At 58.6% G+C, this 23,147-nt stretch carries 21 protein-coding genes; 12 read left to right on the top strand and 9 right to left on the bottom strand.

What is annotated here, in order from left to right:
• Positions 1–307 precede the first annotated feature (307 nt).
• From FIV05_RS26060 to FIV05_RS26075, 4 genes are all read left to right on the top strand, one after another.
• Positions 308–1,012 (top strand): ParA family protein, encoded by a 705-nt coding sequence (locus FIV05_RS26060; protein WP_286202234.1) that lies wholly within the window; start codon positions 308–310, stop codon positions 1,010–1,012.
• 250 nt (positions 1,013–1,262) lie between these two features.
• A complete protein-coding gene (locus FIV05_RS26065; protein ID WP_152511518.1) occupies positions 1,263–2,219 on the top strand; it encodes an HlyD family efflux transporter periplasmic adaptor subunit in 957 nt (318 codons plus the stop codon).
• A complete protein-coding gene (locus FIV05_RS26070) occupies positions 2,216–3,154 on the top strand; it encodes an ABC transporter ATP-binding protein (protein WP_209009796.1) in 939 nt (312 codons plus the stop codon). Before FIV05_RS26065 ends, FIV05_RS26070 begins: the two co-directional genes overlap by 4 nt.
• A complete protein-coding gene (locus FIV05_RS26075) occupies positions 3,151–4,299 on the top strand; it encodes an ABC transporter permease (RefSeq protein WP_075284259.1) in 1,149 nt (382 codons plus the stop codon). The genes FIV05_RS26070 and FIV05_RS26075 overlap by 4 nt, the downstream gene beginning before the upstream one ends.
• 236 nt (positions 4,300–4,535) lie before the next feature.
• Here FIV05_RS26075 and FIV05_RS26080 read toward each other — a convergent pair whose 3' ends face one another.
• The 5 genes from FIV05_RS26080 to phnD form a co-directional block, all read right to left on the bottom strand.
• Positions 4,536–5,456, bottom strand: a complete 921-nt coding sequence (locus FIV05_RS26080; protein WP_023000020.1) for a DMT family transporter — start codon at positions 5,454–5,456, stop codon at positions 4,536–4,538.
• 311 nt (positions 5,457–5,767) lie between these two features.
• Positions 5,768–6,565, bottom strand: coding sequence for a phosphonate ABC transporter, permease protein PhnE (gene phnE, locus FIV05_RS26085; protein ID WP_023000019.1), 798 nt, complete (start codon positions 6,563–6,565; stop codon positions 5,768–5,770).
• Positions 6,565–7,359 (bottom strand): phosphonate ABC transporter, permease protein PhnE, encoded by a 795-nt coding sequence (gene phnE, locus FIV05_RS26090; RefSeq protein WP_055658501.1) that lies wholly within the window; start codon positions 7,357–7,359, stop codon positions 6,565–6,567. Before phnE (FIV05_RS26090) ends, phnE (FIV05_RS26085) begins: the two co-directional genes overlap by 1 nt.
• Positions 7,356–8,129 carry a phosphonate ABC transporter ATP-binding protein gene (phnC, locus tag FIV05_RS26095; RefSeq protein ID WP_006939395.1) on the bottom strand — a complete coding sequence of 258 codons (774 nt, stop codon included), beginning with the start codon at positions 8,127–8,129 and terminating at the stop codon, positions 7,356–7,358. The genes phnE (FIV05_RS26090) and phnC overlap by 4 nt, the downstream gene beginning before the upstream one ends.
• A gap of 65 nt (positions 8,130–8,194) precedes the next feature.
• Positions 8,195–9,172, bottom strand: coding sequence for a phosphate/phosphite/phosphonate ABC transporter substrate-binding protein (phnD, locus tag FIV05_RS26100; RefSeq protein ID WP_208984471.1), 978 nt, complete (start codon positions 9,170–9,172; stop codon positions 8,195–8,197).
• 231 nt (positions 9,173–9,403) lie between these two features.
• Here phnD and FIV05_RS26105 point away from each other — a divergent pair, with 231 nt between their 5' ends.
• The gene (locus FIV05_RS26105; protein WP_023000016.1) at positions 9,404–10,156 is read left to right on the top strand and encodes a response regulator transcription factor; all 753 of its coding nucleotides are present in this window, start codon (positions 9,404–9,406) and stop codon (positions 10,154–10,156) included.
• On the top strand, positions 10,153–12,687 hold the full coding sequence (locus FIV05_RS26110) for an ATP-binding protein (protein WP_152511519.1): 2,535 nt from the start codon (positions 10,153–10,155) through the stop codon (positions 12,685–12,687). The genes FIV05_RS26105 and FIV05_RS26110 overlap by 4 nt, the downstream gene beginning before the upstream one ends.
• 35 nt (positions 12,688–12,722) lie before the next feature.
• Here the strand turns inward: FIV05_RS26110 and FIV05_RS26115 are convergent, their stop codons facing one another.
• Entirely contained in the window at positions 12,723–13,055 is a 333-nt protein-coding gene (locus FIV05_RS26115) for a hypothetical protein (protein ID WP_139314017.1), read from the bottom strand.
• Between the two features lie 341 nt (positions 13,056–13,396).
• Here FIV05_RS26115 and minC point away from each other — a divergent pair, with 341 nt between their 5' ends.
• Genes minC through minE form a run of 3 tightly spaced genes read left to right on the top strand, consistent with a single transcriptional unit; the run spans position 13,397 to position 15,368 of the window.
• The gene (gene minC, locus FIV05_RS26120) at positions 13,397–14,233 is read left to right on the top strand and encodes a septum site-determining protein MinC (protein WP_152511520.1); all 837 of its coding nucleotides are present in this window, start codon (positions 13,397–13,399) and stop codon (positions 14,231–14,233) included.
• A gap of 56 nt (positions 14,234–14,289) precedes the next feature.
• Entirely contained in the window at positions 14,290–15,111 is an 822-nt protein-coding gene (gene minD, locus FIV05_RS26125; RefSeq protein WP_006939389.1) for a septum site-determining protein MinD, read from the top strand.
• Entirely contained in the window at positions 15,108–15,368 is a 261-nt protein-coding gene (gene minE / locus FIV05_RS26130; RefSeq protein WP_023000012.1) for a cell division topological specificity factor MinE, read from the top strand. Before minD ends, minE begins: the two co-directional genes overlap by 4 nt.
• A 35-nt stretch (positions 15,369–15,403) precedes the next feature.
• On the opposite strand, the gene FIV05_RS26135 is transcribed toward minE, so the two are convergent.
• Positions 15,404–16,873 (bottom strand): diguanylate cyclase, encoded by a 1,470-nt coding sequence (locus tag FIV05_RS26135; protein ID WP_152511521.1) that lies wholly within the window; start codon positions 16,871–16,873, stop codon positions 15,404–15,406.
• A gap of 450 nt (positions 16,874–17,323) precedes the next feature.
• Positions 17,324–18,925: a peptide chain release factor 3 gene (locus FIV05_RS26140; protein WP_152511522.1), complete on the bottom strand. Its 1,602-nt coding sequence runs from the start codon at positions 18,923–18,925 to the stop codon at positions 17,324–17,326.
• A gap of 203 nt (positions 18,926–19,128) precedes the next feature.
• On the opposite strand from FIV05_RS26140, the gene FIV05_RS26145 reads away from it, so the two are divergent.
• Positions 19,129–19,611: a hypothetical protein gene (locus FIV05_RS26145; protein ID WP_152511523.1), complete on the top strand. Its 483-nt coding sequence runs from the start codon at positions 19,129–19,131 to the stop codon at positions 19,609–19,611.
• A gap of 97 nt (positions 19,612–19,708) precedes the next feature.
• A complete protein-coding gene (locus FIV05_RS26150; protein WP_209010113.1) occupies positions 19,709–20,227 on the top strand; it encodes a DUF2585 domain-containing protein in 519 nt (172 codons plus the stop codon).
• A gap of 157 nt (positions 20,228–20,384) precedes the next feature.
• On the opposite strand, the gene FIV05_RS26155 is transcribed toward FIV05_RS26150, so the two are convergent.
• The gene (locus tag FIV05_RS26155; RefSeq protein WP_152511525.1) at positions 20,385–21,419 is read right to left on the bottom strand and encodes a LacI family DNA-binding transcriptional regulator; all 1,035 of its coding nucleotides are present in this window, start codon (positions 21,417–21,419) and stop codon (positions 20,385–20,387) included.
• A gap of 202 nt (positions 21,420–21,621) precedes the next feature.
• On the opposite strand from FIV05_RS26155, the gene FIV05_RS26160 reads away from it, so the two are divergent.
• Positions 21,622–23,145: a sugar ABC transporter ATP-binding protein gene (locus tag FIV05_RS26160; protein WP_152511526.1), complete on the top strand. Its 1,524-nt coding sequence runs from the start codon at positions 21,622–21,624 to the stop codon at positions 23,143–23,145.
• Positions 23,146–23,147: the final 2 nt, after the last annotated feature.

Genomic DNA, 23,147 nt, shown 5'->3' on the forward strand with positions numbered 1-23,147 from the left:
AAACGCAGCTTTTCGCCGGACCCTTGCAAATAGTGCCAAGGCGTTTCGCTGGTCTTTATCCACAAATCCTAACGTTTGTTGAATAAGTCTGCTGCAAATTGCGAATTTAAGGATTTGGTAACCATAAAAATCCAAGACTGCCAGACAGATAGGCCTGCAATGGGTCATCGGCGACACAAGCGGATTTGCAACGGAACACTCGGGAACCCGCTGACAGATCGCCTTCAAGGTGTTGGGGCAGCTTTCGGCATGCGCTCGCAGACGCAAGTTGCTCCAGACAATGCTCGGCAAGGTCAGGAGAAGCCAGATGCCAGTCATTTCCTTCGCAAACGCAAAGGGCGGCGCCGGAAAAACCACGGCGGCTCTGCTGCTGGCGACAGAAGTCGCAGCACGGGGAAAGCGTGTCACCATCTTTGATGCGGACCCGCAGAAATGGATCTCGAAGTGGTACGAACTGCCACGCAAGAGCCCGGGCATCAACGTCGTCAGCGAAATTTCGCCGGCCTCCATTACAGAGCAGATCACACTTGCCACCGAGACGTCCGACTATGTGATTGTCGATCTTGAGGGAACCGAAAACCTCATCGTCGCCAACGCACTTTCAGTGTCCGACCTTGTGGTCGTGCCGATCCAGGGGTCTTCGATGGATGCGCGCGGTGGCGCCAAGATCCTGACCCTGATCAAGAAGCTGGAAAAGATTGTCCGCCACGACATCAAGCATTGCGTGGTTTTGACCCGTACCAATGCCGCGGTGACGACGCGTGCCATGAAGGCGGTCCAGGACTTCCTGTCCGCCCAGAATATCGATGTCTTGATGACCCCGATTGTGGAACGTGCCGCGTTCCGCGATCTCTTCGAATTCGGCGGTGGCCTCTCCGGCCTCGACACGTCGCTGGTCTCCGGCGTCGGCAAGGCCCGGGAAAACGCTTCGCTTTATGCCGCGGAAATCCTCGAACGGGCTATCACCGTTCCCAGGAAGCGCTGGTACAACGTTTTCAAACGGGCGAGTTGACGGCGTTCGTTCCTGTCGTTTTTGCAAGAAAGGCTGCGGCTCAAACCGCGGCCTTTATCGTATCGTTTGCAGAAGACCGGACCTGCGCCCTCCTGCTTGGCATGCACGGTGCTGACGCCCGGCATTGCCCCGAAGACGGCAGGTCCGAACCAGCCTCAACCAGCCATGGCACAGGCCCGCGAAGCAGGTTATGGTGGCGGCAAGGCGATACCCTTCTTGCCGCATACCCTTGATCCATAGGGAGGAATTCATGTCCACACTCCGTCTGCGCAGTGTCCTCGCAGCCACCGTGTGCCTGTTTGCTGCCGGTTGTTACGGTGAAGACGAGAATGTTGCCCTTGGAAACCTCGAGCGAGACAGGGTCGCACTGACCGCAACAGCCAACGAGGTTCTGGTCGAGCTGCCAGTGCCACAGGGAACCTTCGTCAAGAAGGGAACCGTTCTGGCTCAGCTGGACCCGGCCGAACAGCAGGCCATCGTCGCCCAGGCGAAGGCGGAGGTGCAGAAGGCCAAGGCCAATCTCGTGAAGCTTGAAAACGGCGCCCGCGACGAGGAGATTGCCAAGGCCCGCGCAGCCGTTGCGGGTGCGAAGGCGGAGCTGGAAGATGCACAGGCTTCGTTCGGGCGCTACGACGACCTGACCGGGCGCGGCACCACAAGCCAGGCACAGCTCGACAGCGCCAAGGCTGCGCGCGATGCAGCCGACGCGACCCTGAAAAGTGCACAGGAACAACTGAAGGAGCTTGTCGCCGGCACAAGACCGGAAGACCTCGACATAGCCAAGGCCGAACTGGAGGCCGCCCAGGCAAGCCTCGCCACCCAGGAAAAGATCCTGTCCGATCTGACCATCACCGCCTCGCGTGATGGCACGCTCGATAACCTTCCCTGGAACCTTGGAGAACGGGTGACGGTCGGCAGTCCTGTTGTTGTGATGCTGGCCGGCGATGCACCCTATGCCCGCGTCTATGTTCCCGAACCTCACCGGATAAAGGTCAAGCAGGGCGACAAGCTGGAGGTGCGAATTGACGGCCTCGACAAGCCGATCGAAGGCACTGTGCGCTGGATCAGCTCCGAAGCTTCCTTCACGCCCTATTACGCGCTCAATCAATCCGAGCGCGCCCGGTTGATGTATGTCGCCGAAGTGCAGTTGCCTGACAGCGCCAACGACCTGCCAAACGGCGTTCCGGCCCAGGTTGTTCTGCCGTGAGTTCAAACGACGGCGACATCGTGATCCGGGCCGAGGGCCTGGTGAAAAGCTTCAAGGGCTTCCGGGCGGTCGACGGGCTGGACCTGACCATCGAGCGTGGCATGATCTATGGCTTTCTCGGCCCCAACGGCTGCGGCAAGACCACGGCCATGCGCATGCTGACGGGCCTTCTCACACCGACCGAAGGCACCGTTGAAGTGCTGGGGCTTTCCGTTCCCAAGGATGCCGAGACCCTGAAATACAAGATCGGCTACATGACCCAGGCCTTTTCGCTCTACGGCGATCTGACGGTTTTGGAGAACCTCAACTTCATGGCAACGATCTACGGCCTGCCATCGAAGCGGAAGAAGCAACGCATTGCCGAGGTCATGGAGCGATATGAATTGAGCGAGCTGGGTGACCGGTTCGCGGGCAAGATGTCCGGCGGGCAACGCCAGCGCCTCGCGCTGGCAACCGCGGTTCTGCACGAACCGCAGCTTTTGTTTCTGGACGAACCGACCTCTGCCGTTGACCCGGAGTCGCGCCGCCATTTCTGGGAACAGCTTTTCGACCTGGTCGATGGCGGAACGTCCATTGTCGTGACCACGCATTTCATGGACGAGGCAGAACGCTGCCACAAGATTGCGATCATGGAAGCAGGCCAGAAACGTGCTGACGGGGCACCGAAGGACCTGATGGCGGCAATGGGTGCCAATGTCGTGGAAATCGAAGGTCCCAACCTGCGCGAAATCCGCCGGAAACTGCTGGGAACGGAGGGCATCATTACCGCCGCTCAGCTGGGCGCACGCCTGCGTGTTCTGGTGCGGGACGACATTGCCGATCCCGAAGCGTTCCTGAAAAACAAGGACGAGACCAACGGTGCCACGTTGATCGAAAAGGTGCGCCCGAACCTGGAAGATGTCTTCGTGACGGCAACGGGAGAAGGCCGACAATGATCAGACCCCTTTCACGGATATCGGCCATCTTCTTCAAGGAACTCAGCCAGTTGCGCCGGGATCGGATGACCTTCGGCATGGTCATCATGATCCCGTTGATCCAGCTGATCCTGTTCGGCTACGCCATCAACACCAACATTCGTGATATTCCCGTTGCTGTCGTCGATCACAGCCAGACCGGGTTGAGCCGGATCCTGATCCAGATGGTGGAAGCGACCCGTGTCGTAAAGGTGACCGAACGCCTGACCAGCATCGAGGAAGCAGAAACCGCGATCAAGGCTGCCCGCGTGCGCGCCGCCTTCATTCTGCCGGACGACCTCTCCCAGAGGGTCGCCCGCTCGCCCGCCGCCAACCTGGGCACGCCGCCTTCCACCGACGAGGAAACCAGCCGCCCTGTTGCCCAGTGGATCGTCGACGGCTCCGACACCATGATTGCAGGTGCCATCAAATCGCTGCGCAACATGCCGCTGGCCGAATTGAACCGTCAGGCCCCGAACCGGTCGACGCCGACCTTCGAGGTGGCCCTGTTCTTCAATCCGGAACAGCGTACCGCCATCAACATCGTGCCCGGCCTGGTCGGCATCATCCTGACCATGACCATGATCATGTTCACCTCTGCGGCAATCGTGCGCGAACGCGAGCGCGGCAACATGGAAATGCTGATCAACACACCGGTGCGGCCGATCGAGCTGATGATCGGCAAGATCATTCCCTACATCTTCATCGGCCTATTGCAGACGATGATCATCCTCGGGCTCGGACACCTGCTGTTCAACGTGCCTTTCGGCGACAAGATATTCGATCTCTTTGTCGGCACATTGCTCTTCATCGGAGCCAGTCTGTCACTGGGCCTGGTATTGTCGACCATTGCCCAGAGCCAGTTGCAGGCAACCCAGATGACGGTGTTCGTACTGCTGCCGTCCATCCTGCTGTCCGGCTTCATGTTTCCCTACGAAGGCATGCCGGTGATCGCGCAGTATATTGCCGAGGCGTTTCCGGCGACCCATTTCATGCGCATGATCAGAGGGTTCGTCCTGCGGGACGCCGGGCTGCTTGAGCTGCACCGCGACGTGCTCTGGATGTGCGGGTTCTTCGTTCTGGGCATGATCGTCGCCGCTTTCCGCTTCAAGAAACGGCTGGACTGAGGAATGTCTGGCTTGGGGCCAGTTACTTGGCCAACTGCTGTGGTGACCTGGGTTCCTTCCCCCGCCGCCCTCATGACCTCATCCTGAGGAGCGCACTTCTGCGCGTCTCGAAGGATGGGCTGCATACTCAGGAGCAAGTGGCCCATCCTTCGAGACAGCGCTCACGCGCTTCCTCAGGATGAGGTGTCCAATTCGACAAGCCGGCGTGGACACCGAATACCGACGCTCGCACGCCCCTACTTCGGCTGTGGACCGGTATCGAAACGTGGATTGGCGGTTTTCAGGACCGGGGTCTGTACAGAGACATTCTCCCGGCTCTCGCGCCATACGACGAAGATACCCGATGCAATGATGACTGCAGAACCGAGGCCGACGTAGAAATCCGGAGTTTCGGAAAAGAACAACATGCCGAACAGGCTTGCCCAGAGGATCTGGCTGTATTGAAGCGGTGCCACGACCGCGGCCGGCGCGGCCTTGTAGGCGGAGATCGTCAGGAACTGGGCAATGACCGAGAGAAAGCCGATCGCCGCCATAAGTCCGAGGTCGAGAAGCTCCACCGGCACATAGAAGACCGGCAGCGTCATCGACATGGCCATCATGGACAGGATCATCGGGTAGAGGATCAGGACGGCCGGACGTTCCTTGCCGCCGAGTTTACGCACCAGAATGGTGGAAAGCGAATTGGCGAAGGCCGCTGTCAGGGCAGCTGCATGGCCGAGGGTCAACTCCGTCACGCCGGGACGTAAAACGATTAGAACGCCGATCAAACCGACAATCACGGCAGCCCAGCGCTGCGCCCGTACGGTCTCACCAAGCAGTGGTACCGACAAGGCGGTGATCAGAAGCGGCATGGCAAACAGCAATGCATAGACCTCGGCCAGCGGCAGCGCCGTAAAGGCGTAGAACCCGCAGGACATGGCGATAATGGCCAGGCCTGCGCGTGACAGCACCAGCCAGGGGTGTCTTGGACGGAAATTGTCGACCGCCTTGTCCGCCAGCATCATCATCGACATCGGCACGAAGGCAAAAAGCATCGTGAAGAAGATGATCTGAAAGACCGGATAGCTGCCACCGAGTTCCTTGATGATGGCGTCATGCGTGGAAAACAGGGCAAATGCGAGAAGCGCGGCGGCAAGTCCCTTGAGCGATTCAGTCATAGGCCGGGCCTTAATGGTGTGATGGCCGCCCGCAGAAACCGGACGGTTGCTGGGCTGGTTCCGGACGTGACGTCTTGTTTCGTCAGCCGAGCGGTGATGGCAAATCAGCGGTTGGTGGCAATGTCTTGCTTCGATCATCACTGAAACGAAGAAAAGTTCAAGAAAGGCCGCTTCGTTTCAGACGGGTTTCGGACCAAATGACGAAGAGTTTCCACAAAGCAAATGGCGCAGCAGAGGTTTCCCGCTGCCGCGCCATCATTTACAATTTGCCAGAACGGCTTTTCAGTTCGGGCAACCGGTTCCGGCCCTTTTCAGAGGATCTTGCGCCGCAGGTAGGACGATACGACCTCTCCCACCACCACCAGGGCGATGATGGCCAGGAGCACCATGGAGACTTCCTGCCAATTGAAGGTATCGATTGCCCCTTGCAGGATCACACCAATGCCCCCTGCCCCGACCAGCCCGAGAACCGTGGATTCCCGCAGGTTGATGTCCCAGCGCAGGATAGTCACCGCAAAGAAGGTCGGCATGACCTGAGGGACGATGGCATAGAGCACCACCTTGAAATGGCTTGCGCCGCACGCCTTCAGCGCCTCGACCGGTTTCGGATCGATTTCCTCGATGGCTTCGCCCAGCAGTTTGCCCAGGAAGCCGATGGAACGGAACATGATTGCAACGATGCCGGCAACAACACCCGGGCCAAAGATTGCCACGAACAGCAGGGCCCAGATGATCGTGTTCACCGAACGCGACGAGACCAGGATGAACCGGCCGAGCCAGAGCGTCAGTGCGTTCGGCGTGGTGTTCTGCGCGGCGATATAGGCCACCGGCAGAGCCAGCACGACCGCCATTGCCGTGGCGATTGTGGCAAGGTTTACCGTCTCCCACAACGCACTCAGAATCTGGTCGAGGTGGGTCGGGTCTGGAGGCACCATGCGGCTGAAAAGATCGCCCATCTGGGTCGGCGCGTCCCACACCCACGCCCAGATGATGTTGACGCTGCCGAGGGCCCAGGCAACGACAAGTGCGGTCAGGGCAAAGTAGCCGTAGCGCTGAAACCGTTGGGCCGGCGTGTAACGCGCCCAGTCTTGGAGCTGTACCTGTTCCATTATGCGATCCGCTTTCTGATTGCACCGCTGACGGCTTCGGAAATCAGGATGGCACCCACGATGACCATGGTGATGGCCAGGGCGAAGTCGTAGTCGTAGCGCCCGAAGGCATTCGCCAGGGTGGCGCCGATGCCGCCTGCGCCAACGATACCGACGACCGCCGAGGCTCTCAGGTTACTGTCGAGCTGATAGATCCCGAGTCCGATCTGGCGCTGCATGATCTGCGGGAACACCGCGTAAACCAGTGTCGACAGGAACGGTGCGCCCGCTGCCTTCATTGCTTCGACCGGCCCCGGATCGATTTCCTCGATCTTTTCGGCCAGCAGCTTGGCAACAAAGCCGATGGAGTAGACGATCAGCGTCAGGACGCCCGCGAAGGGACCGAATCCGACCGCTTTCACGAAGATGATGGCGACAATTACCGGATGGAAGCTGCGTGCGATGATGATGACTGCCCGGCCAAAATAATAGATCGGGAGCGGCGCGATGTTCCTGGCCGCCATGAAGGCGATCGGGATCGACAGCAGGATGCCGCCGACAGTTGCAAGGATCGCGATCTTCAGGCTTTCCATAAACCCGTCGATGAGCAATTCGCTGCGCTGGAAGCTGGGCGGGAAGGCCCCGCCGAAGATCCGCCCTGCACGGCTCAGGCCTTGCATCATGCGGTCCCAGTCGATCGGCAGCGTCGCAAAGGTGGTCACGATGTAGACCGCTATTGCGGCATAAAGGCCGTAGCGCAATAGCGGGTTGGCGATGAAGGGCTGCTTGCGCCAGGTATCCCTCGCCGTACTCATGCCGCAGCGCCTTCCATCTGCCGGTCCTCATGAGGAACACCGGCATAGATCTCGTGCATTGCGTCCTTCGTCAGGGCATCCGGCAGATCGTCGAAAATGATCCGCCCATAGCGCATGCCGACGATACGGTCGCTGAATTCCTTGGCTTCATTGACGTTGTGAATGTTGATGATCACCGGAAGCTTCAGTTCGCGTGCGAGGTCCCGCAGCAGCGTCATGATCTGTTCCGAGGTCTTCGGGTCGAGAGATGCTGTCGGTTCGTCGGCCAGAAGGATTTCCGGTTGCTGCATCAGCGCCCGGATAACGCCGACACGCTGGCGTTCACCGCCTGAAAGTTCGTCCGCGCGCTTGTTGGCGTAATGGGCGATCCCGACCCGCTCCATGAGCTCATAGGCCCGGCGGATGTCTTCCTTGGGGTAACGCCTCGAAAGCGCTGCCCAGGTCGAGATGTAACCGAGGCGCCCGCTCTGGACATTTTCCATGACGGTCAGGCGGTCGACCAGATTGAAGCTCTGGAACACCATGCCGATGCGGCGGCGGCCGACGCGCAGCTCGCGCTTGCCCAGGCTGGTGAAATCGGTGCCATTCAGGAAGATCTTGCCGGAGGTCGGCTCGACCAACCGGTTGATGCAGCGAAGCAGTGTACTCTTGCCCGCGCCCGAAGAGCCGATCACGGAGACGACTTCTTCACCGGGAACCTCGAGGTCCAGGTCTTTGAGCACAGGATCCCCGGCCCCGTAACGTTTCACAAGGCTTGTTATCTTTAGCATGTTTTACCTCGATTGAACCGGCCCGCCGGAGTTCGACTCACGGCGGGCCGTCAAAGCCAGTTGTCTTACTTGGCAAGACCTTGCGGTGTGTATTCAACACCGTTGCTGGCCTGGATCTGCCGGATGACAGCCCACTGATCCTTGTAGGTGATGGGGACGAACTTGCTTACGCCCTCGAATTCCTCACCCAGTTTGTTGCCCTTGAAGTCGAAGCTGAAGAACGCTTCCTTGATTTTTTCAACGAGGGCCGGGTCCAGGTCGTGGGCATAGTTGAAGGAGGTTGTCGGGAACGGATCGCTTTCCCAGACAATGCGCACTTCCTCCGGATCGTAAAGGCCACGTTCCGCCATGCGGTCAACAACTTCGGAAGCGACCGGTGCGGCGTCATAGTCGCCGGCAACCACACCCAGCATCGACTGGTCATGGGATCCGGAATAGATGACTTCATAGTCCTGATCCGGCACGACACCGAGGTCCGGGAACAGGGCACGTGGCGCCTGGTTGCCCGAGTTGGACGTCGGAGACGTGTGCGCGATGCGCTTGCCCTTCATATCGGCAGGCGTTTTGATATCGCTGTCGGCCTGGGTGTAGATCTGAAGGCGGTAGCCGAACTGACCATCTTCGCTGCCCATGATCGCAAACGGCACGGCACCGGCGAGATTGACGGCAAAAGGCGTCGGGCCGGTCGAGAAGCCCGCGATATGCAGACGGCCGGACCGCATGGCTTCCACTTCAGCCGAATTCGACTGCACGGCGAAGAACTGCACGTCCTTGCCGGTAACGGTTTCCAGATGCTCGATGAAAGGTGCCCAGATGTCGGCGTAAACGGCCGGATCTTCAACCGGTGTATAGGCGAAGACCAGCGTGTCCGGGTTGCTCAGTTTGGCCGGATCGGACGGAGCATCGGCGACAAGATCGCCATTGGCATCGCAATAGATGCTATCAAGTGCACCCTGGTTCGCGCATTCAGCTGCATAAGCGGACGAAAGGGCAAAACCGGTCACAAAAGCCACGGAACCGAGCCGGGCCAGCATATTTCTCATATTTTCCTCCCATTACAGATCACTCGCGCCTCACAGCGCATCGCACCGCAAGGCTCTTGAAAGATCGACTTCAGCCTAGCGGGATGTGGCGAGGGAAAACGAGCGGCGAAGTGTTAACAGAAGCCGTTGGACAGCCCTATTTTGTTAACAGTGTTACAACCACCCATGGGCGGGTGAAACAATTGTAACGAGATTCTGGTCTCGCAACCTGGTCCTTGTGTTAGACAGCTCATGAAGGTGCAAGAGAGCGACGGCATGGATGCAAGCGCGACAAGACCGGTGATTGCCATCATCGATGATGACGCGGATGTGCGCGAAACCCTGTCTGCTCTCATGGAGGCAAGCGGGTTCGAACCGGTTGCGTTTCAGGACAGCGACGGCTTCAAGGCGGCCGGCAGCCCCCAGGATTTCGATCTCGCGCTGATTGACCTGCGCCTCAAGGGCGAATCCGGTCTGACCCTTGCCATTCACATCCGCGAAACCAGCGAGCTTCCAATCGTCATGCTGACCGGTGTCGGCGACGAGATCGACAAGATCATCGGCCTTGAGACAGGCGCTGACGACTACCTGATGAAGCCGTTCAATCCGCGAGAACTCGTCGCCCGCATCCGCGCGGTTCTGCGACGCTACGGGCATGGCGTTTCAGCTGCGAAAGCCGGCAAGGATCAGGAAATCATCTTCGGCGACAAGAGGGTGAACCTGAAACGCAGGGAACTGCTTGACGGTAACGGCGACGAGATTCCGCTGACCAATGCGGAATATGTCCTCCTGGAATATTTCGTGAAGAACCCGGACCGGATCATTCCCCGTACGGACCTGATGCGCGAGATCGGCAGCGACATGCAGCGCTATGTGGACCGGACCATCGATGTCCTGATCCTGAGGCTGCGCCGCAAGATCGAGAATGTCCCGTCCAAGCCCGTTCATCTGCAGACCCGCCGGGCACAGGGATACATCTTCGTCCTTCAGGCGGACGGACCATGAGCACGTCCCGGCTCCGCCAGCCCAGCATCCGCTCGCTGCTGCTTTCCTCCATCGGCCTGCTTCTTGTCGTGGTCATGGTTGTCGGGGCCATTGCCCTCATCACACTCAACAGCGCCGAAGAGCAGCTCGGCACATTTCACGACCAGACCTTGAGCGACGTTTCCGACGCCCTGGAGCTTTCCGGCAACGCGTCGAAACTGGCCGCCTCCGCGCCCTTTCTGATGACACTCAGCCCCAGCTTCCAACTGGAAAGCGAGGCCGAACGAATTCTCGCAACGCTTGATCACATCGAGACACTGGGCGGCGGCGATCCCGACCTCATCAGGCCTCTTGCCCGCATCCGGGTCGCGATCACCGATCTGGCCCGCGCAATGGTTCCGCAAGGCAGGAACGCTGCAGAACTCGCACTGATCGATCAGGATCTGGAGCGCCTTCAAAAACGCTTTAGGAGGCTCGCACAATCTCGAGACCTGTCGCCTGTAGACCGTCAGAACTGGTCAGCCCTGCAGCAGCTGGTCATGGCGGCCATCGGTGCGTTGCGCAGTCAGGAGCTGATCAAGGTCGGTGAGCAGCAAAGCAGCTTCCGGCGTATCCGTCAGGACATTGCTTCCAATGCCCCTGCCGCCGTACGCACAGCCTTGGCAGAGGTCGATGACGCCGTAATGCGGCGGGGCGACCTGTTCTCACTGCGCTACGCCAGCCTCGCTGCCAAGCTCGATGCCGAAAACGCGCTCTTCCGCATTCGCACCGAGCTCGCGCAGGTGAACGCCTACGCCCTTCAGAAGGTGACGGACACAAAGCTGCGGCTTCGCGATTCACGCGACAAGACAACGACCAGCATTACCTTTGCAAAGGCCGTCATTCTTGTCCTGACCGGCATCAGTCTGATTGTTGCCATCGGCTCCGCCCTGTTTGTTTCCCGCTACGTGGTTCGCAACCTGCACCAGATCACCGCAGTCATGCGGCGGTTGGCGGCAGGAGATCTGAAGGCGCGGCTCCCAAAGAAGGCAAGTTCGTCGGACGAAATCGGGCAGTTGTCAGAGGCATTCCGCAAGTTCCGGTCCAACGCGCTGCGCCTGGAACGGAAAACCAGGGAAGTCTGGCGGCGGAACGAGCTTTTCATCACCGTTTTCCAGAACATAAGCGACGGTGTCGCGGTCCTGTCGCCAACCGGACAGATCCTGGCCGAAAATGATCGTGTCCGGGAGTTGTTGCGCCTTGAAAGGGCTGGCCGCGGCAAACGCATGACTTTGCCGGAACTTCTGGAAAAGTCACCGTTCGAACGCCGCGCCAATGAAAACGACCGCGCCGGATTTGGCGAATACGCAGACACCACCGGCCGGGTGCTGGAAGTGCGCCAGTCGGCCTTGCCCGACGGCGGCTCGGTTTGGCTGTTTTCCGAAACAACGGAACGCAAAAGGATCGACGAGCGGCTGGAAGAAATCCGGCGAGTGGAAAGCCTCGGCAAAGTAACAGGCGAAGTTGCCCATGACTTCGGCAACATTCTGTCCACGATCTCCGGAAATCTTCACATGCTGGAGGGCGAACTTACCCCCAGGGCCTCCGTGCTGAAGGCAAGGATCAATGACGCTGTCGAACTCGGTGTTTCACTGATCGAGAGGCTTCTGGCCTTCGCCCGCAAACAGCACCTCGCCCCCATCGAAACCGATATCGCCGTGATTGCGGAAGGCATGGAAGACCTGTTGTCGATGGCCCTGCCAGAAACCGTAACACTGACGATCAGGTGCGACGAAGGCCCGATGCATGCGCGGATCGACCCCGGCCAGTTGGAGAGCGCCATCTTGAACCTGTGCGTCAATGCAGGACAGGCCATCGAAGACGTAGGCCATATCGAAATTGCCGTGACGCGGCAGACAGACGGGACGATCTCGCTATCGGTGAAGGATGATGGCTGCGGTATGGATGCAGATACGTTGCGCCAGGCCGCAGAGCCTTTCTTCAGCGCCCGCGCGAATGGCGAAGGCACGGGCCTGGGGCTGTCCATGGTGCACGGGTTCGCGCACCAGTCAGGCGGCACCATCCACATTGCATCGCAGCCGGGGCACGGAACCTGCGTAACGTTGACCTTTCCCCGGCAGCCTGGCGGACAAACCACCCATTCTGTGGAGACCGTGGCCGGGAACGGAAACGGGAACGGGATCAGGCACGCTCTTGTGGTTGATGACGACCGGAGGTCGGCGGCTGCAATATCAGACCTCATGACAAGGTTCGGGTACAAGGTGACGACTGAGCATTGTTTTGAGGATGCCAATGTCAGGATTGGCCGCGACATGCCTTATTCGATCTTGGTGACGGACTTGCAGCTCGACAATGGTTACTCGGGCTGGGACCTTGTGGCGAAAGCTCTTGATGCGCACCCCGATTGCCGGGTCGTTGCCGTTTCGGGGCATCTGCCACAGGACGACCTGTTTTCAGACAGATTTCCGGAACGTTTTTCGAAGCTGCCCAAGCCGGTGGATGCGGAAGCACTGGCCGAAAAGATCGGGATGAAGCTGCACGTGCCTGCCTGAGCAAGGCGCGAACCGAAGCGAAGGATCGCTTCAGATCAAACGAAGACCCGTGCCAGTGTCGCGACCGCGAGCGCAGTTGCGGCCCGCTTCGGACCTGCAAGATCCGACGTGGTGCCGCCAGGCACCATCAGGTTGATCCGGTTGAGGTCCGTTGCATCCAGATGATCGAGATCGGCCGATTTGGCGGCTTCCTCGGCCGACAGGCGGATTTCGTCGAGCATGCGCACAAGGCCCTGCCAGATATGGATAGGAGGAGCCTCGCTCGTATTGCACCAGCGAAGAATTTCATCTTCAGATACATTGAGCACCATCGCAGCCTCACTCGTATCGAGACCGAGATATGTCATCATATCACTGAAGTTACTCATTCTTTTCCCCAAGACGCTCTGCGCCCCAAACACCAGAACTTACATTTTGCACTGCAATATGGCAAAAATCCAGTTCTTTACGGGAATTGAGTTAACCAATGCGCCGGCAAAGCAGGCGGGCAGCAATGCAATGCTGCGATTCTTGGCGGTTCTCTTGGTATTTTTGGCAAGAGGGGCCCATTGCAATTGACCAGCGCACTTGGTGGAAGAGCCAATTATCTGAAATATCTGATGAAAATTGATATCGGTGGAAAACGGTCGCCTGCCCGATTGTCCGGTTCGGTTAATGATAGGTTTATCCGACCAAATCAACCTGACCAATTGTGCCGCCGGACTCTTTGATGAAGTTCAAGGGAAAATCCTTCATTGCCATCGTTCTGAGCCCGGAGCCGCCCTTTGCGGACTGGTTCCGTGAAATCGATCGGATCATCGAACGCTCGCCGGGATTTTTCATCGACCGGCCCATCATACTGGACGTTCGGGGAACCAAGATTCCCATTGAAGAGCTGGAACAGCTTCTTGCCGAACTTGCCGAACGCTCGATCCGGGTGATGGGAATTGACGGTGTCGCCGGAACACGCCTGAAAGCCGGCATGCCGCCGAGCTTTTCCGGTGGCCGTCTGGCGTCCGATGTGGACGTCCCGACCCCTGCGAACGCTTCGGCCGTGGCTGGAAACGGTTCTGAAACCGAAGAGCGGGACACCAAGGACGCCGGTGGCTCGGCCAAGAACACAACTGCAAAGTCCAAGAAGACAGCCGCTGAACCCAAAACCAAGGTGAGCAAGGCAAACGGTGACAGCGATTTCGAACCAGAAGCGTGGGAAACCTCGCCGGCCAGCATCGCAAGCGGATCTTCCATCGTGATTACCGAACCGGTGCGCTCGGGCCAGAGCATCCTGCATCCAGAAGGCGACGTCACTGTCATCGGCTCCGTGAGTTCCGGCGCCGAAATAATCGCCGGTGGCTCGATACACGTTTACGGCGCCCTGCGCGGACGTGCATTGGCCGGTGTCGCAGGGAAAGACAGCGCCCGTATCTTCTGTTCCAAGCTGGATGCGGAGCTGGTTTCCATCAACGGGCTCTACAAGGTCGCGGACGATTTCGATGGCGCCCTGCGCAACGCACCTGCGCAGATCCGCTTCGAAAACGAGACCCTCGTCTTTGAAGAGCTGAACTAACCACAGGGCCGGCTGCAGAAGGCCGCCGGACTGACAACAAAAACAGGACGAACACCATGAGCAACGCTACTGTCGTTGTGGTCACGTCAGGCAAGGGCGGCGTGGGCAAAACCACCACCACCGCAGCTATCGCCTCGGCGCTTGCCAAAGAAGGCTACCAGGTCTGCGCCATCGACTTCGACGTCGGACTGCGCAACCTCGACCTGATCATGGGTGCGGAACGGCGGGTCGTGTTCGACCTCGTCAACGTGGTGCGCGGCGAAGCTTCGATCAAACAGGCGCTGGTGCGCGACAAGAAGCTGAACAACCTCTACCTGCTGCCGGCCTCCCAGACCCGGGACAAGGACGCATTGACCGAAGAGGGCGTTGCCAGCGTCATCAGCGAATTGCGGATGTATTTCGACTGGGTGATCTGCGACAGCCCTGCGGGCATCGAACGCGGCGCGACGCTGGCCATGCGCCATGCGGATGAGGCCATCATCGTGTCCAACCCGGAAGTGTCGTCGGTACGCGACTGCGACCGGATCATCGGCCTGCTCGACGCGAAGACAAAGATCGCCGAAGACGGCGGCCGGATGCCGAAGCACCTGATGATCACCCGTTACGACACCGAGCGTGCCAAGACCGGTGACATGCTGGCAACCGACGATGTCGTCGACATTCTCTCCGTTCCACTCATTGGCGTCGTGCCGGAAAGCAAGGACGTGCTGAAAGCGTCGAACGTCGGTCTGCCGATCACGCTGTCGGACGAAAATTCGCCAGCCGCAAAGGCCTATACCGAGGCCGTGCGCCGTCTGCTGGGTGAAAATATCCCGGTCACCATCCCCGAGGAAAAGAAGGGCCTGTTCGGCAAGTTCTTCAAGGGGAGGGCCGCATGAACATCCTGAGCCTCTTTGGCAAAAGAGGTGAAAGTGCCTCTGTTGCCAAGAACCGGCTGCAAATTCTGCTGGCGCACGAACGGGCCGACGACGGCTCCGACGCGGTCCTGATCTCAAGTCTGCGGGAAGACATCCTGGCCGTCGTGGCAAAGCGCGTTGCGATCGACCCGGACTCCGTACGTCTCGAAATGGACAGGACCGGTGACGTCACCACGCTCGGCATTGATATCGAATTGCCGCCGGCGAAAGCCTCCTGACGTTCAAGACCGGCCTTCTGGCCGGTCTTTTCCTGTCAGCCCGGCTGAGCTGCCGACTGAATGGGGACATGCCGGAAATCCAGCAGGTCGGAAGAATAGACCGCAACCTGTGCCCTGCCCCGCCGTTTCGCCGAATAAAGTGCAACATCCGCCTGGCGAAGCAGTTCCGAAGGCTTGTGCGAAAAAGCGACGCCGACACTGGCCCCGAACGTATAGGTGGCGCCGTCAAGGTTCACCGGCCGGCTGAGTTGTTCCACGATTGCCCGGCTTGCCGAAAGCACCCGCTCGCGCCGTGCCCTGCCGAACACAATGACGAACTCATCCCCGCCCAGCCGGACCACCGTGTCGTCCGCATTGACAAGGCCGGTCAAAGCTTCCGCGACATGCAAAAGCACCAGGTCCCCTGTTTCATGGCCGTAGGTGTCGTTTATTTCCTTGAACCGATCGAGGTCGACATAGAGCAGCGCGTGACCGTCCGCCAACGGTTTGACGTCCTGCAGGAGCGCCAGCTTTTCATCCAGCAATCGCCTGTTGCCCAGCCCCGTCAGAGGGTCGCTCCTGACCTGATTGGCCAGCAGTTCCTTGACCTTGTCCGCCTGATGCTTGGCTTCCGCAAGCGCCCGGACCGTATCTGTTGCACGGTGGAAGAACATGCGCGCGGACAGGTACATTCCGAGATAGACCACCAGCACCCCGATGGCCAGAAGAGGTAACATCCGGAACCCGGCCAGCTCCGGGTTCCACACGAAATAACCGAGGTGCCGCCTGTCCACGGTCTCGATGTCATATCCAGCCTGCCAGAAGGCCGGGGGGATTTGTGCCAATCCCAGACCGGGCAAGTGATATTTCTCCGCCATATCCGCCAGGACTGCGGCATTGATCGGCCGCGCGAAGACCAGCACGTGATCGGTACTGGTGTCGCTGTCCTCAGTGTATGACGTCAGCAAAACAGCGCTCGCGAGATAAAGCGTCTCAAGGTTTCCAACCAGACCCGTTGCCGGGACGGGCGATTCGTCCCGCGGCGTATTCCGGGCATCGGCAATCAGAACGCTCATCGAAGGCCCATAGCGAAGTCGCAAATCCGTATTGGCGACCTTGCCTTCCACCACATGAACCTTGGGCTGGTTGTTGCCATCCAGCAGGTGGATCCCGTCGATCTGCAGTTCTTCCTGCATGTAGTCGACAAAGGTTTCCCGTATCCAGGTCATGTCAAAGGATTCGACAAGGTTTTCGACCGCGTCGTTCCAATAGCCGTACTCAAGTGTGATGTCCGCCAGATGATCGGAGCGATCGCCAAGCATGGCCGTGAAAATATGTTCCGAAGATCGGATGGAATTTCGGTCGAGGGTCCAGGACAGGAAAGACACAAACGCCATCAGGCTCACCGCGCTGATGATCACGGTTATCCAGAACGGCTTGGACAGACGGCGGATTTCTACCGCTTGCGCTTCGCCCTTGGCCTTTTGAAGCGGCGGCGAACCATGCCCGACAGGCTCGTATCGCACTTGCTTATTCGCTCTCTTAGCTGCATTCCAGCTGGAATTACCTAAATTCCGGCAGCCACAAGTATCCTAGACAAGCGTTTCAGCACTATCAACACAAGAAATATTATTTAAAATCAATACTTAGCCAAATATTTCACAAATACTCGACCCGAAAGACAATCACCGTTAAAAATTACGATAAATTATCCTCAAAACAACTTTCATGAATACGCATTAGTCACGAGCCAACTTCTGAAACTCGAATTCGTTTCTTGTGAAAAACCCAAGCGAGATAACATCCCCCTGCGGACAGCGCGCGGCTCGTCGGGCGCGGCGAAAGAACTGGAAAAAGGCTGAGGCAAGCCAGGCGGCCCGGCTCTCATGCTCATTCCATCCAGCTCTTGAGTAACCTCATATCAAAGATACTGGGGCGCTCAGTGAACGGAGAAAGGCTGGAGCCGGGTTTTCCGGTTACGCCTCGTAGACGATCTCGCGGGTTTCGCGGAATTTCACGTCCGGGAACTTTTCGGTTACGTGACCGATTTCCCAGGCGTTCTTGAACAGGAACACCGGCTTGTCGTCACGGTCGTTGGCGATCGACATGCGGTGGCCTTCCAGCATATTCTGCAGGGTCTGGCTGTCGGTTTCGATCCAGCGGGCGGTGGTGTAAGGCACTGCTTCGAAGCCGATTTCAGTGCCATATTCCGCCTTCAGCCGATCCACCACGACATCAAGCTGCAGTGCGCCGACCACGCCGACGATCCAGTTGGAACCGAGATCCGGTTTGAAGATCTGAACAAGGCCTTCTTCGGCCAGGTCCTGAAGGCCCTGACGCATCTGTTTGACGCGCATGGTGTCGGACAGGCGTACGCGGCGCAGGATTTCCGGTGCGAACGCCGGCAGGCCGGTGACGTGGATGTTCTCGCCCTCGGTCAATGTGTCGCCAACACGCAACTGGCCATGGTTGGGAACACCGATGACATCGCCCGGATAGGCAAGGTCGGCGATTTCCCGTTCCTCGGCAAAGAAGAAGATCGGTGCGGAAACGGCAATCTGCTTGTCGGCGCGCACGTGCTTCAGCTTCATGCCGCGCTTGAAGGTGCCGGAGCACAGGCGCACGAAGGCAATGCGGTCGCGGTGCTTGGGGTCCATGTTTGCCTGCACCTTGAAGACGAAGCCGGTGACCTTGTCTTCCTGCGGCATGATTGTGCGCCCGCCGGTTGCCGGTTGCGAATGCGGCGGCGGGGCGAAGTCGGCGATGAAATCGAGCACTTCCTCGATGCCGTAGTCGCGCAGCGCCGAGCCAAAGAAAACCGGCGTCAGGTGCCCTTCCAGGAAGCTTTCCTTGTCGAATTCGGCGTAGCCTTCGGCGCCCAGTTCGACGTTCTCGGTCAGTTCATCCATGATCCGGTCGAACACGGTGCCGGTCAGGACCTCGTCATCAAGACCGGAAACGTCCTTGGTCTGGGTAAAGGCACCACCGCGCTCGCCATCGGAGGTGTGGAATTTCTTCTTCTGCCAGTCATAGACACCGAAAAAGTCCGAGCCCATGCCGACCGGCCAGGTCTGCGGAGAGACGTCGAGAGCCAGCGCCTCCTGTACCTCGTCCAGGATTTCAAGTGCATGCCGGCCTTCACGGTCGATCTTGTTGACGAAGGTGATGATCGGAATGTCACGCAGGCGGCAGACTTCGAACAGCTTGCGGGTCTGTGTTTCGATACCCTTTGCAGCGTCGATCACCATGATGGCCGCATCGACCGCGGTCAGCGTGCGATAGGTATCCTCGGAGAAGTCCTCGTGGCCAGGCGTGTCGAGCAGATTGTAGACGATGCCCTTGCGCTCGAACGTCATGACGGAGGACGAGACGGAAATGCCGCGTTCCTGCTCGATCTTCATCCAGTCGGACCTTGCGCGGCGGCGCTCGCCGCGAGCACGCACCTGACCGGCTGCCCGGATCGCGCCGCCTGAAAGCAGCAGCTTTTCGGTCAGGGTCGTCTTACCGGCATCCGGGTGTGAAATGATCGCAAAGGTGCGCCGGGACTGATAAGGCGCCGTGCCGTTTAGGCCAGTCATGAAGATCTCCTGATCCCAAATCCGGCGGGGCCGCGCAAACACGCCGGGAAAACCGGGGCGCAACCTTCCACTCAGGGCCGGACGGATTGATGTTTCGTTGGCGGAAGGTCATAGAGAGAATTCTTGAAGATTTCCAGCGCGAATATGACAAGTGGCATTGAAGGGAATAAAATCCTTTGTTTGGTATTTGGTTAGGGCAACAAATGAGATTTCACTTTGCTAGGTGTTCGGTCGCCATCTCAGTATTTTCGTTTGTTGTCGGACTATGGATAGCACTGGGCATTTTATCAAAACCTGCTTTCAGCCAAACGATCGCAAGTTCGACGTGCCCCTTAACGTGGATCAACACTATTGAAATGGTGGCAAAAGCCCGTGCGAGCCAACCGATTGCCTCCAAGGGTGTGCTTGTGTCCGGTATCGATGGCGAGGTTTACAACTGCCTTGACGAGAAAGTACCTGCAAGAGAATTGAAGGAAATAGCACGCGCTCAGAGGTCGCTTGCGCAGGTCATGGCAGAAACTCGTGCTGAAGATCCGAACGAGCACCTTGGGTTATGCGATTGCGGTTTATACAAAAGTCAAACGGGCTTCAAAATTAATATCTGTAACCTGCCGTATGACGAAATCGAACTCAAGACCGTACGTTGCACCAAGCGGCTCGAAATATATTTGAAAAATCTTCAATAGAAGCGAGCAAAGTTTCCGCTCTCCCAATCCCTCTTTTCATTCCGCCTAGGAACTCAGCCCTGTGAGCAAACGCAAATGCCTGATCGTCGGCATCGCGATGATCGCCGTCACCGCCGCCATCCTTCTCGCCATGGGGCGGATCCCGATCTGTGATTGCGGCTATGTCTTGTTGTGGACACCGGCCAGCGATGTCGCCGGTTCCTCGCAACATGTAGCCGACTGGTACACGCCCTCGCATATCATCCACGGCTTCCTGTTCTATCTGTTCCTGTGGCTGGTTTTCAGACGCTGTTCCGTCGGTGAGCGCGCGCTCGGAGCGATCTTCATCGAAGCAGCCTGGGAAATTGTCGAGAACAGCCCGTGGATCATCGACCGGTACCGTGAAGCGACCATTGCCGTTGGCTACACCGGCGACAGCGTCCTGAATTCCGTCTTCGATATTCTCTGGATGCTCGCCGGCTTCTTCTTTGCCTGGCGCATGCCGGTCTGGGTCACGATCCTGGTCGGGATTGCCTTCGAACTGCTTGCGCTCTGGGTGATAAAGGACAATCTCACGCTGAATGTTCTGATGCTGGTCTACCCGGTCGAGGCGATCAAGGTCTGGCAAGGCGGGTAAAAGCTTACGCTGCTGAACACTCCCGCTGCACCGACGAGCAAGGTCTACTGCTTCCGGGAAGGCTCAACCGTGCCTTCTTGATGGAGTTTCGTTGCCCCTCTCCTCATGAATTGGGGCGGCGCTTTGCGAATGCTCCAGCCCCCTCCGCAGAAGATGGTCACTTCAGCTTGCGGGAAATGCCACCACAGCTCTCGCGCACGATGAGATCCCCGTGGAGCAGATGAGTGCGCGTTTCCAACGACCGGTTCGCAAGGCGATCAAGCAGGATCGTCATGGCCTTTTCGCCGATATGTTGCCGGGGTTGGCGAATTGTCGTCAATCCGGGCGTGAAATTGTTGGCAAAGGGAATGTCGTCGAAACCAAGCACGGAGAAATCTTCCGGGACGCGGTAGCCACGCAGTTGAAGCGCCGAGATGACCCCGATGGCGGTGTTGTCGTTGAAACAGAAGAAAGCGGTTGGCAGGTCGTCCTTGATGAACAGCCGTTCGACGGCGGCGCGCCCGCTCTCGCTGGAGCCGTCGCCCTCCACGCGCCAGTCGCGCAGTGCCTCGGGTGATTCTCTCAACCCTTGCAGATATCCGGAATGGCGAAGATCGCTACGGATGTCGGCTGGCCCGCCGGAAATATAGGTGATCCGCCGGTGCCCCAGGGAGATCAGATATTCGGTCGCCACCTTGGAGGCCGCGACATCATCCACGCCGACGTAGCTGATTTCGGGGTTCGAGACCGGACGCTCGGTCGCAACGATCGGCGGCAGGTTGATGAGCGGTGTTTGTGGCTGCCCGGCAACCGGAATATGCCCTGTCAGCAAGACAAGCCCGTCGGCCATGCCCGTCGACAGGAAACGCAGGTAGTTCTGCTCCAGTCCGCTGGTACCTTCGGTGTTGCCGATGAGAACACCATAACCACGGTCGTTTGCCGCTTTTTCCAGCCCTGTCAGAATGCCGGCAAAGTTTGGATCAGCAATGGAAGACGCCAGCACCAGCACCATCTGCGAGCGCTGCATGCGCAGGTTCTGCGCCATGGCATTGGCGGTGTAACCGGTTCGGGCAATAGCGGCCGTAACCTTCTTGCGCGTGCTCTCGGCAACCTTCTCCGGCGAGCGCAAGGCCCTGCTGACGGTCGCGATGGAAACGCCCGCCAGTTTCGCAACGTCTTCAATGGTCGCCGGCCGCTCGCCCGGTTCGCTCATTTTCTATTTCCAGACATGCTGCGGTGCGGCCTCGTGGTAAGTCCATGAATCGCAACGCCATCTACGCTGTATAGAACGCATTGCACATAATGAAAAGGTTTACAGAGGCCAATGTAAAGGTTTACACGATCCATGAAAACGTTTACATCAAACGCATGGTGCCATTGAGGAAGAGGGCTTTGGCGCCTTGGGAGGAACAAGAATGAGCGTGGACACCACTGCTCCGGCAGCGGTCATCGAGGCCGTGAACATCAGCAAATCCTTTGGGCCGGTTCCCGTGCTGTTCAGTGTCAGCATGGACGTCCGCCCTGGCGAGGTTCATGCCCTGATCGGCGAGAACGGCGCCGGCAAGTCGACGCTGATGAAAATCCTCTCCGGTTTTCACGATCCGACCTCCGGCCAGATCCGTCTCGACGGCAAGCAGACCGACCTGCCCGCCAACGGCGGCGCAGAGAAACTCGGCGTCGTGCTGATCCACCAGGAGCTCAATCTCGCCGAACAGATGACGGTAGAGGAAAACGTGTTCCTCGGCCGCGAGATCAAATCCAACGGCTTTCTGGACAAGGCGGCCATGCAGGCAACCGTCCGGAAGTATCTGGACGAGATCGGCCTCGACATTTCCCCCACCGACCGCATTTCCGACCTTACCATCGCCCAGAAGCAGATGGTCGAGATCGTCAAGGCCGTCAGTCGGAACGCCCGCATCCTGATCATGGACGAACCAACCGCCGTTCTGACCGAGGAGGAAACACAGGTTTTCTTCCGTCAGGTGGAAAAGCTGAAAGAAAGCGGCGTCGGCATCGTTTTCGTTTCGCACAAGCTCAACGAGGTGAAGGAGATTGCCGACCGCGTCACCATCCTGCGTGACGGTCAGTGGATCGACACGCGTGCCTCCAGCGACCTGACCCCGGACATGATGGCCCAGATGATGGTTGGACGGGAGCTTTCCGATCTCTACCCGCCCATGCATGAGGCAGACGTCGATGCGGAGCTCGTTCTGGAAGTCCAGAACCTGTGTGCGCCGTCCGTCGACAACGTCAGCTTCAGCCTGCGCAAGGGCGAGATATTGGGCTTTTCGGGTCTGATCGGCTCCGGCAGGACCGCAGTCTTCGAGACGATTTGCGGCCTTGCGCCGTTTGAAGCAGGAACGATCAGGCTTTTTGGACGCGACACCGGCCCCATGACCGTCGCGCAGGCACGGGACCTTGGTTTGGCCTATCTCACCAAGGACCGGAAAGAAAAAGGACTGCTTCTCGAAAAGAAGATGCGGCCAAACCTGACCCTGTTCGCCCTGCCGAAATTCGTCCGCAATTTCGGTCTCGACAGCAAGGCGGAAGAAGACGCGCTCAACCGTGCGATCCGCCGCTTCGACGTTCGGGCCCGCGACAAGGAAATCACGGTCGGCAAGCTGTCGGGCGGCAACCAGCAGAAGCTGCTGCTCGCCAAGATCATGGAATGCGATCCGAAGATCGTCATCATCGATGAACCGACCCGGGGTATCGATGTCGGCACGAAACAACAGATCTACCACTTCATCGCAGCCCTTGCCGCCGAAGGGGTTTCGGTCGTGGTCATCTCTTCGGAGATGCCGGAAATCATCGGTATTTGCCATCGGGTGGTGGTTATGCGCGAAGGCCATATCACCGGCGTTCTGACCGGCGATCACATCAACGAAAACGAAATCATGCGCTACGCCGCCGGGCTGAAACGGGAGGAACTCCATTGACC

This window comes from Labrenzia sp. THAF191a, assembly GCF_009363335.1.
Classification (GTDB): domain Bacteria; phylum Pseudomonadota; class Alphaproteobacteria; order Rhizobiales; family Stappiaceae; genus Roseibium; species Roseibium algicola.